The sequence below is a fragment of the Segatella copri genome (assembly GCF_019249655.2).
Taxonomy (GTDB): domain Bacteria; phylum Bacteroidota; class Bacteroidia; order Bacteroidales; family Bacteroidaceae; genus Prevotella.
In genome coordinates this window covers 1,596,000-1,613,121 of the sequence record NZ_CP137557.1, presented here as the reverse complement: position 1 = coordinate 1,613,121, position 17,122 = coordinate 1,596,000, and the positions used below count along the sequence as shown (strand labels likewise).

General features: G+C 44.9%; 13 protein-coding genes. 1 reads left to right on the top strand and 12 read right to left on the bottom strand.

Annotation, left to right across the window (positions count from 1 at the left end):
* Window positions 1-2: 2 nt before the first annotated feature.
* The 12 genes from KUA49_RS06190 to KUA49_RS06135 form a co-directional block, all read right to left on the bottom strand.
* The gene (locus tag KUA49_RS06190; RefSeq protein ID WP_218412618.1) at window positions 3-1,571 is read right to left on the bottom strand and encodes an ATP-binding protein; all 1,569 of its coding nucleotides are present in this window, start codon (window positions 1,569-1,571) and stop codon (window positions 3-5) included.
* Window positions 1,572-1,606: 35 nt separating this feature from the next.
* Window positions 1,607-3,622, bottom strand: a complete 2,016-nt coding sequence (locus tag KUA49_RS06185) for an AAA family ATPase (protein ID WP_218412591.1) — start codon at window positions 3,620-3,622, stop codon at window positions 1,607-1,609.
* A complete protein-coding gene (locus KUA49_RS06180) occupies window positions 3,622-3,846 on the bottom strand; it encodes a hypothetical protein (RefSeq protein ID WP_203039415.1) in 225 nt (74 codons plus the stop codon). Before KUA49_RS06180 ends, KUA49_RS06185 begins: the two co-directional genes overlap by 1 nt.
* A gap of 29 nt (window positions 3,847-3,875) precedes the next feature.
* A complete protein-coding gene (locus tag KUA49_RS06175; RefSeq protein WP_218412590.1) occupies window positions 3,876-6,248 on the bottom strand; it encodes a DEAD/DEAH box helicase in 2,373 nt (790 codons plus the stop codon).
* A 13-nt stretch (window positions 6,249-6,261) separates the two neighbouring features.
* On the bottom strand, window positions 6,262-8,112 hold the full coding sequence (locus KUA49_RS06170; protein ID WP_256624832.1) for a site-specific DNA-methyltransferase: 1,851 nt from the start codon (window positions 8,110-8,112) through the stop codon (window positions 6,262-6,264).
* 541 nt (window positions 8,113-8,653) lie between these two features.
* Window positions 8,654-8,884, bottom strand: coding sequence for a hypothetical protein (locus tag KUA49_RS06165; RefSeq protein ID WP_218412588.1), 231 nt, complete (start codon window positions 8,882-8,884; stop codon window positions 8,654-8,656).
* A 36-nt stretch (window positions 8,885-8,920) separates the two neighbouring features.
* Window positions 8,921-9,319 carry a HEPN domain-containing protein gene (locus KUA49_RS06160; protein WP_118253543.1) on the bottom strand — a complete coding sequence of 133 codons (399 nt, stop codon included), beginning with the start codon at window positions 9,317-9,319 and terminating at the stop codon, window positions 8,921-8,923.
* The gene (locus KUA49_RS06155) at window positions 9,313-9,651 is read right to left on the bottom strand and encodes a nucleotidyltransferase domain-containing protein (RefSeq protein ID WP_118253540.1); all 339 of its coding nucleotides are present in this window, start codon (window positions 9,649-9,651) and stop codon (window positions 9,313-9,315) included. Before KUA49_RS06155 ends, KUA49_RS06160 begins: the two co-directional genes overlap by 7 nt.
* A gap of 77 nt (window positions 9,652-9,728) precedes the next feature.
* Window positions 9,729-10,367 carry a hypothetical protein gene (locus KUA49_RS06150; RefSeq protein ID WP_218412587.1) on the bottom strand — a complete coding sequence of 213 codons (639 nt, stop codon included), beginning with the start codon at window positions 10,365-10,367 and terminating at the stop codon, window positions 9,729-9,731.
* A gap of 298 nt (window positions 10,368-10,665) precedes the next feature.
* Window positions 10,666-12,060 carry a hypothetical protein gene (locus tag KUA49_RS06145; RefSeq protein ID WP_218412586.1) on the bottom strand — a complete coding sequence of 465 codons (1,395 nt, stop codon included), beginning with the start codon at window positions 12,058-12,060 and terminating at the stop codon, window positions 10,666-10,668.
* Between the two features lie 34 nt (window positions 12,061-12,094).
* Complete coding sequence (locus KUA49_RS06140; protein WP_218412585.1) at window positions 12,095-14,926, bottom strand: TonB-dependent receptor; 2,832 nt, start codon at window positions 14,924-14,926, stop codon at window positions 12,095-12,097.
* 52 nt (window positions 14,927-14,978) lie between these two features.
* A complete protein-coding gene (locus KUA49_RS06135; protein ID WP_218412584.1) occupies window positions 14,979-16,052 on the bottom strand; it encodes a metallophosphoesterase in 1,074 nt (357 codons plus the stop codon).
* A gap of 333 nt (window positions 16,053-16,385) precedes the next feature.
* Here KUA49_RS06135 and KUA49_RS06130 point away from each other — a divergent pair, with 333 nt between their 5' ends.
* Window positions 16,386-16,961 (top strand): hypothetical protein, encoded by a 576-nt coding sequence (locus tag KUA49_RS06130; protein WP_218412583.1) that lies wholly within the window; start codon window positions 16,386-16,388, stop codon window positions 16,959-16,961.
* Window positions 16,962-17,122: the final 161 nt, after the last annotated feature.

Here is a 17,122-nt window from a genome sequence, read left to right as displayed (position 1 = left end):
TATCAAATAAGATGAGTAACCTTAATTTTCTTCCAATGTTTGCCGATGCCGAGAGTCATAGCCTGGGCATCCTTGGTTATCAGTTCACCCTTCTGTAAACCAGCAATGGCTTGCTTCAGCTCCTGCAGAGCCATGCCACTCACACCAAACAAATCCTTCAACACTCCATCATTCTGTTGCTGTTGCTTCATAATGAGAGGATATTGGGCATTGGCATAGAAATCAAAAGAGGCTTTCTTAAACGAATCCATATTCTGTGTAGCAAGGATGATGCTCATACCCTTGTTTCTACCCACAGCTATCAAGTTCTGTAAAGGCTTGTTTTCGAAACCAAGCATATAGTGAGCCTCATCAATGATGGTGAAATGGCGTAGTTCCACCCTGTCCTCATTCTTTGCCTGTGGAGGCAGTTGCTCATAGATATTGTTCAACTTAGATGTCACGAAATATACGATAGCCTTTGCCATGATACCTTCCTTGTCAAACTTTCCTAAATTGATAATATAACAACCTTTCACCAAATCTACCTTGTCTTCCTCTGCAAAAATATTATTCAGAATCAACTGGTTTAAGACTGATTTTACACTATCCATATTACCCTGTTTCTTCTCGGGCATCAACATCGTATAATGGTCAAAAACTTCCTGAAAGGTGATTGGTTTCTGGTTCTTCGCCTTGTAGGCTTTGATGATAGCTTCGCTCAGTCTGTTATCCATCAAAGCACCAATCTTAGCGGAAGATATAGCACAGATGGCATTTGCTAAGGTCGTGGAATACAGGTGGATTTCATTGACAGGTCTGCCAGTAAAGTCCTTGAACGGAGTAAACGGCAAAGGTTTCTCCATCGGATTCAAGATGGCAGAGGAATCGGTCTCAAACTTCGACAGCCAATCGGCATGGGCTGGATCAGAGAACTCCCCCTTGTAATCGAACAAGAGAAAGTTGACAGGATAGTAGGTATCAGCCGATGCCATTCTGATTTGGTTGATAAGGACAGCCAGCAAATTTGACTTTCCAGAGCCAGTAGTTCCTGCCACCAATATCTGCGTATTGGCGATGGCTGTACTATTAATATCGAGGGCAGCATCCATGCCATTCTCGTATTGTCCGACATAGAGATTCAGCTCAGGAATATCCATCAACGACTTGCCACCTCGCAACGGACTGTAGTGCAACCACTCATCTATGCCACCTTCTTCCATCAAGATGTTCTTGCCTCTCATCATCTCGCTAAAGAGCACCTTGCTCAGAAACGTTGAGTTCTGCCAGTCGGCATCAATGTCGCAATAACGCATTTTAATAAGAGCCACGAAAACTTCCTTTATGTTCGACTTGGTAAAGAACGAACCACCCAATGGCTGCATACCAGCTGAGGTTTGAAGTTCCTCTACCTTTGCCTTGCTCCTTGGCGTCTTATCACTCAATCCAACGAGGAGGCAGATTCGCATAACCGTAGTAAAGTTCAGTACTACAGGGCGAACCATATCTGAGTAATCCGAAAGGTTTAGTTTCTGCTCGATAGCATATTTCACTTCTTCAAGCAAATCATGAGTTCCCTCCAGAATTCTCATTCCCTCAAGTTTTATATCTTGTACATTCATTTCTTCTAGAAATCGTAAATTTGTAATCCAAAGTAATCCTCACTTACCGTGGTACACTGTTGTTCCTGGTCTCTATGCAAGGTATAGGTCCTTGCCACGTATGCCACGATTTTCTTGAAATCCGTCTCGGTAGTGATCTCCGTATCCGTACTGAGCAAAATAGTTTGATGAGCCAAGTCTGGGAAGTATCGATTGATGATTACCTCTCGGCTCTCCTTGTCGAGTACACCCATCACGGTGTCTATCATCACAGGCGGGTCGTAGTCACCCAACTCATACAGCACTTTCAAAAGTACTTGCATCACCGTCTGCTTGGCACCGGCATTCAACTGGCTCAGATAAATCTCGTTACCATTCTTGTGGAATATCTTGAAGGATATTTCCTCGGAATCATCGGCTGACAATTCTACCCTACCGATATAGCCAGCATAAATCACCAAGTTGATGTTCAACTGCTCCTTCATCATACGTTCAATGCTCGCCTTCTTGGCTTGCAGCAATTTTCTCGACAGGGTCTTGAAGAAACCAGGCAACTTGCAAAGCATGTCATACTGTGGATCTGGCACTTGCGGCATATCATAATCGTAAGTGGAGATTTTCTTCTCCAGTTCCTTGATGCTTACTTTCTTCTCTGCTATCTTGGCTTTTATTTCCTCTATTCTTCGGTCGTTGGCCTCATAGAGTTCGATGATGCTATAGTCGCTTCCTGTCAAGGCTCGCTTATACTCTTCGAGTTGCTCTTTTTTCTTTGGCATGTCCACCAGTTCAAGATCCAAATTCTCACGTCGCTCATCCAGGGCTATATAAGGATTTGAATAGGATTGCTGCACGAGATTCTTCAGCACGCTGACATCCTTGTCGCTCAGATAGCTAAACTTGTCGTTGTAGTCTTCGCTCGCATCTTGTGCCTTTTTGATTTCAGCTATAATCTCCGAGATAGACACCTCGGCAAGTTGTGGATACTTTGCTTTCAATAGTTCCACCACTTCTTGCGTCACCTTTTCTATCTGTTGGTCGTTCAAGATGTTTCCCCTTGCCGAAGCTACCTGCTCCTTCTCATTCAGAATGAGTTCCACTTCCGTACTGATGATGTTGGCTACTTTCGGCAGGAAGACTCTCAGTTCCAAGTCCTTCGAGATAGCCTCGGCATCCTGTCTGTATTCCTTCTCCTTCTGATAGTAACAGTTGATGCTCTCCTCTATCTGGCGCATCTTGTCACGTATCACCTCGTCAGAGTTTCTACCATCTTTCAGTTGCTCATATTGCTGTTTGTGGTCGTTGGCATAGTTCAATGCATCGTTGTAAGCATCGTTGAGACTTGCCACATCCCTTTCCATCTCCACCTTCTGCTTGGTCAGTTTCAGGTATTCGGCACGCAGGTTTTCGTTCTCCAAGCGTTCCGCCTTCTTCTCGTCGAGATAAGCCGAGGCTGCATTTTGCAACTGAGTGTATTTATTGAAACCCATCACCGAATTGATGTTCTTCATGATGAGCTTGTTGATTTGCTCTTCCTTCACGAGGTCGGAAGTCTTCATAGCATCAAAGAGAAAATAGTTACTCAATTCAGCAGGCAGATTGGCAGAGATAATCTTGTTGACTATCGCTTCATTGGTGCTGCGTTTGACAGCCGTAGAACCAGTACCATAAGTATAACTGTTACCATTCATATTGAGCACATTGCTCTCCTGTATTTTGCCATCAACAAACTTATAGGCACGGCGCAACCTATAGGGCGTTTCCTGTCCTAGCACCACCCCAGAGAAAGTAATCTCCAGCATGATGGTCTTGCCTTCTATACCACTCTCGTTCTTCACCCCCGAATTGAAGATTTCCTCAAACTGTCGCTTGTTGGATATCTTCAATCCATAAAGTGCAGAATAGATGGCATCGAAGAGCGTAGTTTTTCCACAACCGTTGGCACCACCTATCAAGATGATGGGACGATTGCTCGTTACCTCTAAGTTCAAGTCCAACTTTCTGTAAGTCTTATAATTCTCTATGTAGATACGCTTCAGTTTCATTACTTCTTAATTTCTTTGAGAGCCTTCTTGAGTATTCTTGTCACCTTCTTTTCCTCAAGACTTGGCTCATTTTGGTTATTACGCTCTTCATGGAAAGGCTTGAGGATATAATCCTTGAGCCATTCAGCATCTATACCCTCCGATTGGCATGCACTCTCTATGAGTTGCATGTCTTCCTGCCTGATTCCATAATTCAGAAATGTTCTGTCCAAGCTTTTCTTCATACCTTATTATATATGATTACCTTATTATATTATAGGGTTTCCAGATGCAATGCCGACCACCCATCTATACTGTCGGTGTTATCGATAATGCCTCCAGGATAATACCAGTTATCTGTTCCTTCATCCTTGATAAGCACACCTCCCACAATCTTCTTTCCCTTTGCCTGATAGGCTTCAATGTATTGCATCAAGGCATTGTTCTTTTCTGGAGCATCCTCATCGCTACCTAGGGTCTTGGTATCAAAAAGACAAATGGTACCAGACTTTAATCTAACGATGAAATCTACATAGAAACAACGTTCTCTATTTCCTGAATCAGTATATGGCACAGCGAAATGCTGCTTACCCTCATCGCCATTCTTATACCACCAATCCACATATTCCATTTTTTCATCCAACCAACGGGCAAACTCCCGTTCCGGTCCTGATGCCTTAAACTGTTCAAAATATGGATACAGAGCATGATTAAAAATCTCACCCTCCGTGGTCTTTACAGCTGCGGCATTGTAAAGTCTTGTCTCCGGCACCTGCCATAATGACTCTTGATATTCTGTCTCCTTATCCTTGGCTTCACGCTTCATCATTGCCTCGTAGCTAACCAAAGCCTTACGAATCAGCTCCTCAAAACGGGGACGGTTCTGATGATAAAGCACCACCTTCGGAACATCCATCGAAAAGACCTGCAGATACTCCTCTAACGCACTTTCTATAGCTCCCTGCAATACTGGTGTACTATCAAATTTAGAAAAATTACCTACATTTTTGCGACAGAACATAGTGAAAAGGCTCTGCAGTTCGGAAGCGTTAAGAGCTAGTCTGGCCTTGTCAGTTATCTCTACAATACCAGAATCACCCGTAATCGGCGTATCCTTTGGTATAGCGACCAATATTCTGGAAACATCAGTCTGCACACCATGACGCTTGGCATTATAACGGTTCAACTTGATATTTTCATCCATGCCAGCCTCTTTCTTTTCTGCCTCGTCCTGGTCTTCCACTTCGCCATCATCCTCGAAGAAATCCTCTGGCGAAAACAGTAGAAGAGGATTCTGCTCCCATTCACGTTCCATGGTCTTATAAAAGACACTTCTGAATTGAGAACCTAATCGATTTCTCGTTGCCCCATGCTTATCCTTATAAGAAGAAAGAAGCAAAATGTTTTGAAGATCCCGTCTTCTGTTGGCATAGAGTGTACTGATATAGTTCATGTCATCACCAACAATGCTAATCATATCTGCCGCCAAATCTGTATAAACATAGCCATAGTTCAAACATTCATTTTGGTAGAAATGCTGTTCAGGCATACGCAAGATACGTCCCACGGTCTGCGTGGTAAAGGTCATGCTCTGCAATTCTCGGAATATCAGGAGGACGGATGCACGAGGACAATCCCATCCCAAGGCTATGGCCTGCTTGAACAGCAACACCTCGGTAATATCATCAGAATGAGTGATATTCTGAAGATTGGGCGATTTATCTTTTGATAGCCATACAGCCAACCTGCCATTTGCCACGCTGATGTCGCAAACCTGTTCTAAGTAGGCTTGCATCTCCTCGGCGATGGTCTTGTCCTTCGACGACATAGATTCGCTGCTATCATTAGGCAACTGAATGAGCAACAGCGGATTGATACCATATTCCTTGTAAGCCTCAGCCAACTCTTTGCGCTTGTCAAGTGCTTTCTTCAAGAGTCGCTGGTTAACCGTCAGTTCCGATTGTTCCTTACTGCTCTTTACATTCGGATTCAGTTCTATGCCCTTCTTAATCATCTCTTCATTGATTACATCTTGGCGTTTCACAAGAACTGCATGATAGCTTTGGGTGACTGGCGTTGCTGATACACGAAGTTCTATGTGTGGCTGGATAGCTTGCAATACCATCTCGCTTTTCTTGGCATTACGTCCTGCAAACATGTGTTCCTCGTCTATGATAACCACCACTGGCAGATGCTGCTCTATCTTGGTCTTTCGTATCAGTTCGTAGAGCGTGCGGTTCTGCTCATTATCACGTATCATCACGGCATTATCCTTATTGATGCTCTCCCAGTTTAAAAAGAGCACATCGCCAGGATGCAGACCATCCACATGATCACACTCATCAAACATAACAGGACGCAACGATCTTCGTTCACTAAAGAAATTGCGCATGGAGCGATAACTCTGCTGATGCAACTTGTTAGGAGCAATCCAAACCCATGCTACACGAGAATATCGGCACTGCCCATTCATAGGTAGGTCACGAGTCAGCTCATCCAGCAAGGTACTCACCATCACCGTCTTTCCTGCTCCTGTAGGAGCCTTGAATATCAACTTTTGGCGGTCTTCAGAATCATTGAGCATGTCAATCATCTTCTGTTTCAGTTCACGCACCGCCTTTTTCTGGTAATCTCGTAGTTCTATCATTTTCGTTACCTCCTTAGTCTATTATGTCATTAGTAACATTATCTTCTTTCTCCTTCAACACATAATCATAGTCATCGCTGAGAGCTTCTTTCACAACCTCCTCGTTTTGCATGGCGAGTTCCTCGTTTTGCTGAAACTCTTTCATCATAGCCTCACTATACTTTTGCTTTGGCAGAATATCCGTTCTACCTTCTAAAGCTTGCAAGAAAGCATCTGGCATGGCACACAGTTCTATAACAGGCATGACTTTATGGAATTCGTCCTCATATGCGTATGCGCCATCACTATAAACATAAACCTTCAAAGGATTCTGCTTGGTCGCAACCTCAGCTATCATCGGAATGACGATACTGACTACACGCTCGTCGAGGACAACAAGCATCTGTCCAGCCTCATCCTTAAAATAGCGCAATACGCTCTTCTTAAATTTCTTGCCTCCAAATGCTTCTTGCTCTTTATAGATATTGTTCTTGATGCAGAGGAGGTCAACGAGAGAAGCCATCAAGGCTCGACGACTTTTGGAGTTACTTTGGTCACGAGGCACAAACTCCGTTTTATAATAACGAAGATTATTGTGAGTCAAGCCAGGGACTTCTTCACCCTTCTGGTTCGTATAACCATTAATGACTCGTTTGTTTCGCTCGTAGGTTACTTTTTCGCAGATGTTATTCTCGTTGTTGGTCACCAAGATACATTTGCGATGACCGCCGTCTTCTGAGTTCAATTGCATCGTTGCGTGGAGAGTAGTGCCTGAGCCAGCGAAGAAGTCGAGGATAGTGGAGTCTTTTCCTTTTGTTATTGATATCAAATGTTTTAGCAACAACAATGGTTTTGGATATCCAAAAGGTTTATTACCAAATATTTCTTTAATATCATCGTTTCCACTTTCCGTTCGACCATAAATTGCATCAATTAAAAGACTCTTGGGCGTAATACCTTCAGGTCTATAATATTTAGTATATACCTTTCCATTTTTAAAAACAAGTTCATTATATTGCTTTGCCACTTTTGCTTTACTCCATCGCCAACAAGATTGTTTTCCTTTAACTACACGAGGATAATATTTTGTCCCATCAGGACCTATTATCTCATATATTAAGGACTGACTAATTTGAATAGAAGCCTTATCTAATGTAACCAATCCGTATTCTCCTTTATCGTCTTTGTATGGATATAAAGCTTTATCCAATTGATAATTTCTATCGAGCCCTATTATTTTGCCATTTAACAAACGTTTTGCATAACACAACACATACTCGTGTTCCGTAACAACATTACTTGAATCGTTACCTCCTCCTTGCTTTTTTTTCCAAATAAATTGTGCTATATTATTATTTGCTCCAAATAACTTATCACATAAAAGTTTTAACTGAGCTTGCTCATTATCATCAATAGAAATGAATATTACTCCATTGTCTGCAAGTAAGTTTTTAGAAACAATTAACCTTCTACTCATAAACGACAACCATTTGGAATGGCGAAAGCTATCATCTTTATCTACAAAAGAGTCATTGTAGATAAAGTCTTTATTACCTGTGTTATAAGGAGGATCAATATAAATTACATCAATCTTCCCTGCATAAGCATAAGTAAGAGCAGCAAGAGCATTGAGGTTATCACCTTCTATCAACACATGGTTAGGCGAACCTTCTGGCGCAGAATCCAAACGTTTACTTTCGTCTTCAACAAAAACAGGAAGTTGGTCTTGCATGTCATCCCAAGCTGTTTCTGAGCTATCTTCCCACACAAGTCCATAATGCTTCTTCTCATTAATAACCTCCAACAAATCATGCTTTAACTCCTTATCTATCTGAAGTTCTAATATCTGTTGGCGCAAAGCACCCAAATCCATTTTCTTCGCCATAACGGTGTACATTCCTCCCCCTTTTCCGTGCTCCACCGACTCCCTAAGTAGAGAAGATTATTAGATACAGGATTGCTATTATAAAATGATGGCGTAGGAATCTTATTACCTTTAGCCTCATCCTTGCCTTTCAGGTACCTCGGAATGGACCACAGCGTCAAGGATAAGAAGCAACAGATGCCTACGCCAAGCAGGTATATATATGATAGCATAGGGCGTACCCCCTCAGACGAAGGGGCACACCTATGCCATGTGTATATACACAGTGGGTAGACGCCCACCGCAGTCTCCATCTGAACGCTTATGAAATTTCCGAGGTTTCGAAAGGTCAGAAGAAACGTCAAGCAAACGTCTTCAATTTTAAAATAGGCCAAACCATGGATTTTTACCTAGCCAGCGACTCATCGCCAGCCATCCACGGCAAGACGATTGCAAAAGTACAAAAAAGAATTGGGATTTGCAAGAAAATCGAAAAGTTTCTTGCAAATCCCAATAAAATAGTTGATGATTTACTTCTAAAGCAGGTATCTTATACTCATGTCTAAGCCTCTAGATAGTTCATCATATCCTCCAATGTATCGAAGTTCTTGACATTGCCCATCTTTACATCCATAATAGCTTCCAACAAATCGCCCTCATACACTTGTGGTCTAGTATGCTTCTTATCATCCATAAAACGAACCACACGTACATAGCCAGAGCGACAAACCTTCGATTTTTCCTTCTTGGAACAATCAAAAGCGTTCTTAAAATCTATAGTAATCTGCTCCATTATTAAACACTATCATTTTAAATATTTACCCATGTTTTACTTATGAGTAATCAACGCTTCCATATCTTTGATAAAATTCTCTACTTTCTCAAAATACGGCAAAACCTCCTCTTCTGTAGCATCAAAGGTATCATCATAATCACCAGACTGCCGAAGCTCATAAAGACGAGAGAACAACTTTCCATAAGTTCGATCCAACAAACCTGTTGCAATAAATTTTTCTCCAACTAAATGTATTACGCCGGCATGGGTCTTTGCAGTAAAGCCCTTGTCAAGTAACAATGCAGAAGCCATATGGAATACAGTATAATACAAACGATTTCCCGTCAAATTCCAAAACTTCAATTTTGCCACACCTTTAGCCTCTTCAAAACTCTTATAAGCTTTTTCTATCCTGTAGCGTACAAGATCTCTACGTTGTTGACTCTCTAGCATAGCATCACCCCTTCCTCTTCCACGTTATTATAAAAAGGACTGCCTTTTTTGCTGTTCCAATCCTTCATCGAATACACTATCGGGTGAATCATCTGATTGATTTGCCATCCCAATTCCCAAAGAGGATAGGTGTAATTATCATGATCCTGCTCGTCTATCTTATCCTTATTCAGAAGCACAAGGATGTCCCAGTCGGAATCTGCCTTGGCATCCCTTCTGGCCCTTGACCCGAAAAGGATAACCTTGGCATCTTTCGGCATAATCGACTCCGCTTTCTTCTGAATCGACTTGAGTACCTCATCTTCAAGATGTTCCCTTGTTACTGTTGTCATAACACTACCATTTAAATCACACCGCAAAAATACGAAAAAGAATTGAAACTAACAAATATTCTGAGAGATATTTGCATTTATTCTTTTCTCTTCACCCAAACCTTGTGGCTGCCGCTGCCCATCGAATCTATCGGCGAAGTTTGGTCGGCGGTGATTTCCTTCAGCTCCAGGGAGGCGGCGGTGCGGCTCAGGTTGTTGATGTAGGCATAATCAGAGAGAGTGATGAGACCATTGGCTTCTATCATCTCCAGGGCACGAGCGATGCGCTCTTCCCTGGAATAGAGCTGCTTGCGAATCACCTTTACACCACCCATGTCTCGCTCCAGGTCACGATCGGTTTCATGCTTCACACTCTTGAGTAATTCAGGAGATGCCTTGAAGTTGATGTCCTTCACGCCCACCTTGCGATACGCCATCTTATCCTCTTCACCCTGCATTTCCGTAGGCTTATCGTCCTCGAAACCGAGGGAAAGGGAGAAGGTGCCGAGGCCTTCTAGATTCACATTGTAGCCCATGGAGAGCATTTCTACCAGCATATCAGCCACATCCATCAATACTGCCTCCGTGGTACTTTCCGAAATACCACGATGGTAGCCCTGCATCTTCTTGACGAACTCTTTTCTGGATAGTGTCCGATTGGTCACCATCTTGGGATAAACTCTGCGCTTGCCTTCATTACGCATATCAGTTAACTCTTGCAACTTGTACTTTGCCATAACGATTCCTTTCTTATTAATATTGTTATCACTCCATATTGAGATAGCCATTACAGTCAAGAGTAATGATGATTGCTCCTCATCATAATAGTTCTCAAACCTAGAGATAAAAGTATTTATCCCTAGATGAAAGTTCCGTTCAACGACGTTGAACCGACATTCAGCGACGTTGAATGCAGATTCAGCGACGTTGAACGTACATTCAACGTCGCTGAACGAAACTTTCTACTAGGCAAAAGTACATTTTTTCCTAATAACAACCAAGACTTTTCCTAAGATTAACACAAAATTAATCATTTTACAGCCACGCTCCGAATCTTGCGCTTGGCAATGGGGCGGCGAAGTAATAGTTCTGGTCGTTATTCTTATCCAGGAAATTCACCTGCTTCATGCCGAAGAATGGCAGACCCTCCGGGAAGAGGCGGGAGAAATCGGTGACACCTCCTGAGAGGGCAGGACTGCCTGCCTGATAATCGAAATTCCAGGTCTTGTCGAATGCCAATGGAGCACCTTGGGCTACATTATCTATCTCGCAATTGATATTCATCTTCTCGCTCTGCTTGAAACTCTTGAAGAGTGGGTTGAGCTGACCTGCCACGCTGCTCTTGATATCGGTATCAAACCAGATGCCGAGCTCTGCACCCTTCGCCATCTGCGCTACGCCTGTCTCTGTAGATGCAAAGTAGTAGTTTGGTGTAAGACGACTGTGCTCCATATCAGCACCATCCTTCTTTGGCTGCTTCAGTCCGAAACGGGAATCGTAGATGAGATTGTTCACGAAGATTGGCTTCGCTGCCTTCTCTACCCAGACAGAACCACCCTTCTTGTTTTTGGAACGCCGCCAGCCGCAATTGATGATGGTGTTGTTATAGGCGGTCATCTCAGAGAGAGGGATCACCTCGCTATTGCCGGCATTCGAAAGCTTGAAGGCGTTGGTGCAGGCGTTGTAGATGATGTTGTTGGCTACATCGAGCTTGCAACCTGCCTTTACGTTGATGGCCTCACCACCATCGGCTGCATTTCCGCTATCGGCAAAGATATTGCTGATAATCACGCCGTTACCACCGGTAAAGTAAGTCTGGTCGTTGTAGTTGTCATGGAAGAAACTGTTTGCCATCACAAACTTGCCGTTTACATTACAGAAGTGGAAGGCTGGCACACCGCCATCGATGGTGGTCTTGAAAAGCTTGTTCTGGAAAGAAGCTGAACTCTCGGTAGGAGTAGCGCCGGCATAGGCCACATCTACGTGGTTGAGCACCACCTCTTCTGAATTATATCCGCAGATGATGCCGCCCCAATCGGCAGGCTTTCCGGTATCAGAAGTAAAGACTACTGGCTTCTCGGCGGTTCCCAGGCAATAGAGATTGCCCAATACTACGATCTCTACCGGTACCTGAACCTCTGACTTGCAGGTAACGGTTACACCCGGCTCAATATAGAGCGATGCTCCTACTGGAATCTCAACGCTCTCGCTCAGGGTAGTATCCTTGCTCCAAACCACAGAACCTGCTGGATATTCTGCCACCTTCGTTGTGATGACATCCTTAGAACCCTGGTTCTCATTACCATCACTTCCATTACCGCCATTATTCACGTAATCGTATGGATTGAAATTATCGTTCTCGCAAGATGTGGAGAACATTGCAGCTGCTGCCATCAACAGCAAAGCAGCAAAAGTATTTATCTTTTTCATTTTTTACTTTTTTACCTTTTTACTTTTTTACCTTTTAAAGTTTATATCTTACTCCCAGCAGGAAGGTTCTGCCATACTGATAAGTGCCCACGATGGTCTTATCGCTCTTCTGACCCTCATACTCCAGGTTGCTCTTGTTCACGGTCTTCAAGAATCTCTCGCGCTTGGCATCGAGCAGATTGTTTGCCTTGAAGAAGATGGAGAAGCCGTTCTTGAATTGCTTCTCGGCACTCAGGTCGAGACCGAACATCGCCTTGTCCCACTGGTCGGCATCCTTGAAAGGAGAAACCAGGGCAAGCTTGGTGCCCGTGAAGGAAGAGGCCAGCTGCGCATTCCAGCCATGCTCCGTATCCTTATATAATAAGGAGATATTGGCGGTATGAGGAGCCTGGTTAACCAGCGGACGGGTCTGGGTTACGCCCGTTTTATACTCGGCACTACCCTCCTGGTACTCACGCTTAGAGGTGGTGATTTCAGAATGGGTGTAAGTATAATTCGCCTTCACTCCGAAGTGGCGGATGTACTTGATGAGGTCGATTTCGAATCCCATGTTCTTGGCATTACCCAGGTTATCCGGCATGTAGTAGGCATCGGTTCCGGCACCAATCTTGCCATCCGATGTTACGAACACCTGCTCTATAGGGTCTTTCAGATACTTATAGAATACGCCGGCAAGAATCTGTTCGGTCTTGCTTGGGAACCACTCCCAGCGCAGGTCGATGTTGTCGATGCGGGCACGCTTCAGGTTTGGATTACCTTTTTCCTGATACTCCTCGCCCTGAATCTGATAAGGCACTATCTCGTAGAAGCCCGGACGGTTGATGGAGCGATAGTAAGAGAGACGCACGTTCATCTTCTTGTTTGGTGTCCACTTGATGGATGCCGATGGCAGATAATCCCAATAGCTCTGCTCGCCCACCTGCCCCATGTTGCGGAAGTGCTGGAGCATGGTGTAAATCTGGTTGGTATGCTCGGCACGGAAACCGGCATTCAGTTCGCCCACCTCGCTCTTCAGGGTTACCATGGCGTAGGCTCCGCCGATGTGCTCCTTGGAATCGTAGTTGAGCTGAGAAGCCTGAGAATAAGGAGTCTTGCAAACCCAATCGATGTTGTCATACTGGTCTATTCCGTTGCCATCCAATCGCTGCGAGATGTCGGCAGGATTGAAGATGTAAGAATAATATCTATTGCTGCGCTCCTTTCTGCGATACTGTGCTCCCGCTTTCCAGAGAGCCTCCACAGAGTTGGCGAAATGGGTATCGTAAGAGAGATTGATGTAACCCGCCCAGTCGGTATCCTTGTTGTGCTGGAATCGGCGCTCGGCACTCTTAGGCAGGGTCTTGATGATGTTCTTGTCGCCTTCCCAGATGGAACCCGAAACGGCATCGCCGCCATTCTCGGCAGTTCTGCTTATGGTGTTGGTCAGGGTAACGTAAGTTCTGTCCGGATCTTCCTCCTTAGCCTGCGAGAATACGCCCGACCAATCGAGGGTAAAATCCTTGGTAAGATGATGCGTACCCTTCAGATTGGTGGCGAAGATGCTCTGGGTGGTTGAGAGAGAGCGAACTTCATCGTCCTGGGTATAGCTGTCGGCTCCGATGTATTCGGTATTGACGCTGTTATTGTATCTGATACCCTTGGAATTGGTGCGCACATACATGTTGTACCATTCCAGCTTGTGGCCAGGCAGGGTTAAATCTATCTTGGCATGAGCACCCGCAGTAAGGTCGTGGATGCTATAGTAGCGATGCTGCAGATTGGAAATGTACATGGCCTGCTCGCCCGAAGCCATCTTTACGGAATTGTAGGTACGCTCGGTGCCACGGAAAACATTCTGCACGCTTCCGGCAAGCATCACGCCCAGGCGGTCGTTCCAGAAGCGGTTGCCGATGCTCAAGCCTCCTATAAAGTTAGGAGCAGGCATGGAATGACTCTTCAACTGAACAGGACCGTTCCTGAAATCGCTCATCTGCGCCTTGTAGTCTTTTCCGAAAGCCTCGTAAGGAGATTTCTTTGTATAATCAGAGCGGTTGCTGGTAAGATAATCTCTGCCATCCTTCCAGAAATAATCACTTGCTCCGATGGCAGCATTCGCCTGAATCTGAAAGCGGGATGGGGCATCCTTCATCACCATATCCACCACGCCGCCGGCTGCATCGCCTTCCATATCGGCAGTCAGAGACTTGGAAACTACGAGGCGGTCCATCAGATCTGAAGGGAAGATATTCAATGGGATGTAACGGTTTTTATCATCCGGACTAGGAATCTTCACGCCGTTTACCAGGGTGTAGTTGTAGCGCTTGTCCATGCCTCGGAGGATGGCGTAGGAAGCCTCGCCCGATGCATCACGCTCCATGGTTACACCCGATACACGCTGCAGAACGCTCGCCACGTTGACATCAGGCGAAAGCTGGATGCTCTGCTGGCTCATCACGTTGAGCACGTTGCCGGCATTCTTCACGGTTTCTATGGCACTTCGGTCGCTGCGGTATTCACGGTGGCCGGTAACCACCACTTCGCCCAACTGCTTCTGGTCTTCATCCATGGCGATGGTCAACAGTCCATTCTTTCCCTCTTTTCCATCTTTGGAGAAGTCTTTAGCCACATCCACTACCATCTCCCTGCTCTTGTACGACATGTAGGAAACGATGATGGTCACCTTGCCTTTATCAGGCAATTCATGCAGGGTGAAAGTACCATCAAGTCCGGTGGTGGTACTCACGTTGGGCAGCTCCTTTACTCGGATTACGGTTCCGATGAGGGGTTCGCCCGTTTTGTTATCCTTGACTACACCATCCAGCGTGTGGGCCTGGATGGCGGTAGTCGCTGCGGCAAGAAGCGCCGCACTCAGTAAAAATCTTTTCATCTATATCGCTATTGAAATCTTCATTCGTTTCTTTTCGCAAAAAAGCTCCTTTTTACTTTTTTACCTTTAAAACCGTGTGGATGATTTTTCCATCCTTATCTATCATTGACATTCTCAGCTGCTTCTTATCTGCAGTAAAAACAGAGAAACCATCGGCTGGACTGCAGAACACGGTGCCATCGATAGGCTTCACAGGACGGGCCAGAGACGAAGAGGAATTGACTACGTAGTCGATGTTGTCGTCCTTTTTCTGGATATGCTGGAAGTTGTGGATGTGACCGCAGGCATAAATCGCCACATTATTATATTTATGGAGGATAGGCAGAAGGCGCTTCTGCATGTCGAGTCGCTCGCTCTCCTTCTTCGTGGTGTAGGCGTAGATAGGATGATGGCCTACCACGATGACCCAATCTTCCTTGGCATTCTTCAGAGTTTCGTCGAGCCAGGAGAGCTGAGCCTCAGCATCCTGCTTGCAGGCATCAGGATAGACTTCCGTATTCTTGCGATAGGAATCAATGAGGGGTGTGGTGTCGAGGAAGATGACGCGCACGGTGGTTCCCTTGTGGTCGAACACCTTGGTGTAATATTTGGCTGGCATCATCCAGCGGCGGCTCACCTTGCCGTAGTCCATAAAAGCCTGGGTATTACCACGATACTCATGGTTGCCGCAAACCGGGAACCAGTTGAGCATCAGGTCGGGATGAGAATAAACCCATTCGTAATTGGTAAGCCACAGAGGATCCTGGGTGGAAGCCACGCCATTGAAATGGTGGATGTCGCCCACGGCAAGTACGCATTCCGGATCTACCGTACCCGCCATCTCGCCCATCAGTTCGGCGATAGGCTTCTGGTCGTAGTAGCCGTTGCGGCCCATATCATTGGTCATGTAGAGGGTGATTTCACCCTTCAGTTTCTGCCATTCGGCAGCATTCGCCTTCCAGTTAGGATTCTGCGGAATGGCAGTTGCTGCACTCTGAGAGCAGGTGGTTAATGCTGTGTTTTGAGCCTGAGCAGTCAAGCCTCCGCCCAACAATAAAGCCGAAGCCAAAACTACAGTAGCTACTCTACCTTTCATCATAGCAAAGCCATTCATGCTGCTATGCTTACCCGATACTTTCTTTTCCATTTTTCTTTATTTGACTATAATACCTTTTATTAAAAATTGATGATACCTTTCCCCTTTCGGGGTGGTACCTGTTAAATCTCGGGTGCAAAGGTAGGGGTATTATGTGTCAAAGAGGTTACAAGGATTTGAATTAGCAGATAAAAGATACTACAATTTTATTACGGGAGTTTCCCCCGATGCTTTTAGGGAAAATCATACGCTGGTTTATGGTTTTCCCCTTGCTATTTTCAGCTATTCTCCCTATCTTTGCACCATCAAAAAGTTGATAGCGGCACCAAGTAGCCTCTTCAATTAAAATAAATGCAGTAATAACCCTTTAAAGAGAAGATAGTTATGAAAAGAATGATTATGACAATCGTAGCAATATGGATGATGATAACATCTATGAATGCTCAGAGACTGACAAACATTCAGGCAGAGGCTCGTTTTATCACAGATAAGATGGTGGTGGAACTGGGATTGAGCAGCGCCCAGCGCAACAATCTCCTGAACATCAACTTCACCTACCTGGACGGCATCCGCAGCTATCGCGACATCGATGCCTACGGCTGGCATTATCGCAACAAACAGCTCAAGCGCATGATGAGCGCCAGACAATGGAAGAAATTTAAGAACTCATACTATTTCTATCGCCCTATCGGCTGGCAGAATCATGTGTATGTTCACCATATTTACACCAAGTATCCAAAGCATAACTGGGGTCACGACAAGCGCCGCCCTCGCCCTGAGTGCAGCTACGGAAGACCAGGATGGCCAGGCGGAACCCATGTAACTTATGGACCAGGAAAGCCGGGCAAGCATCACAAGCATCACAAGCACGACAAGAAGTGGAAGCACGACAAGAAGAAGTGGAAGCACGATAGAGATTGGGATGATGATGATGACGATGATGACGATGACGATGATTGAGATAATGACTGGGATAATGACTGGGATGATGACTAAGATTAAGACAAACATTCGATGATAAAACAGAAGAAATCCAAGCTAGAGTTCATTCTCCGGCTTGGATTTCTCGTTAAATAAAAACTAACTATGCCGACTAACTAATCATTAAGAATTAATCATTA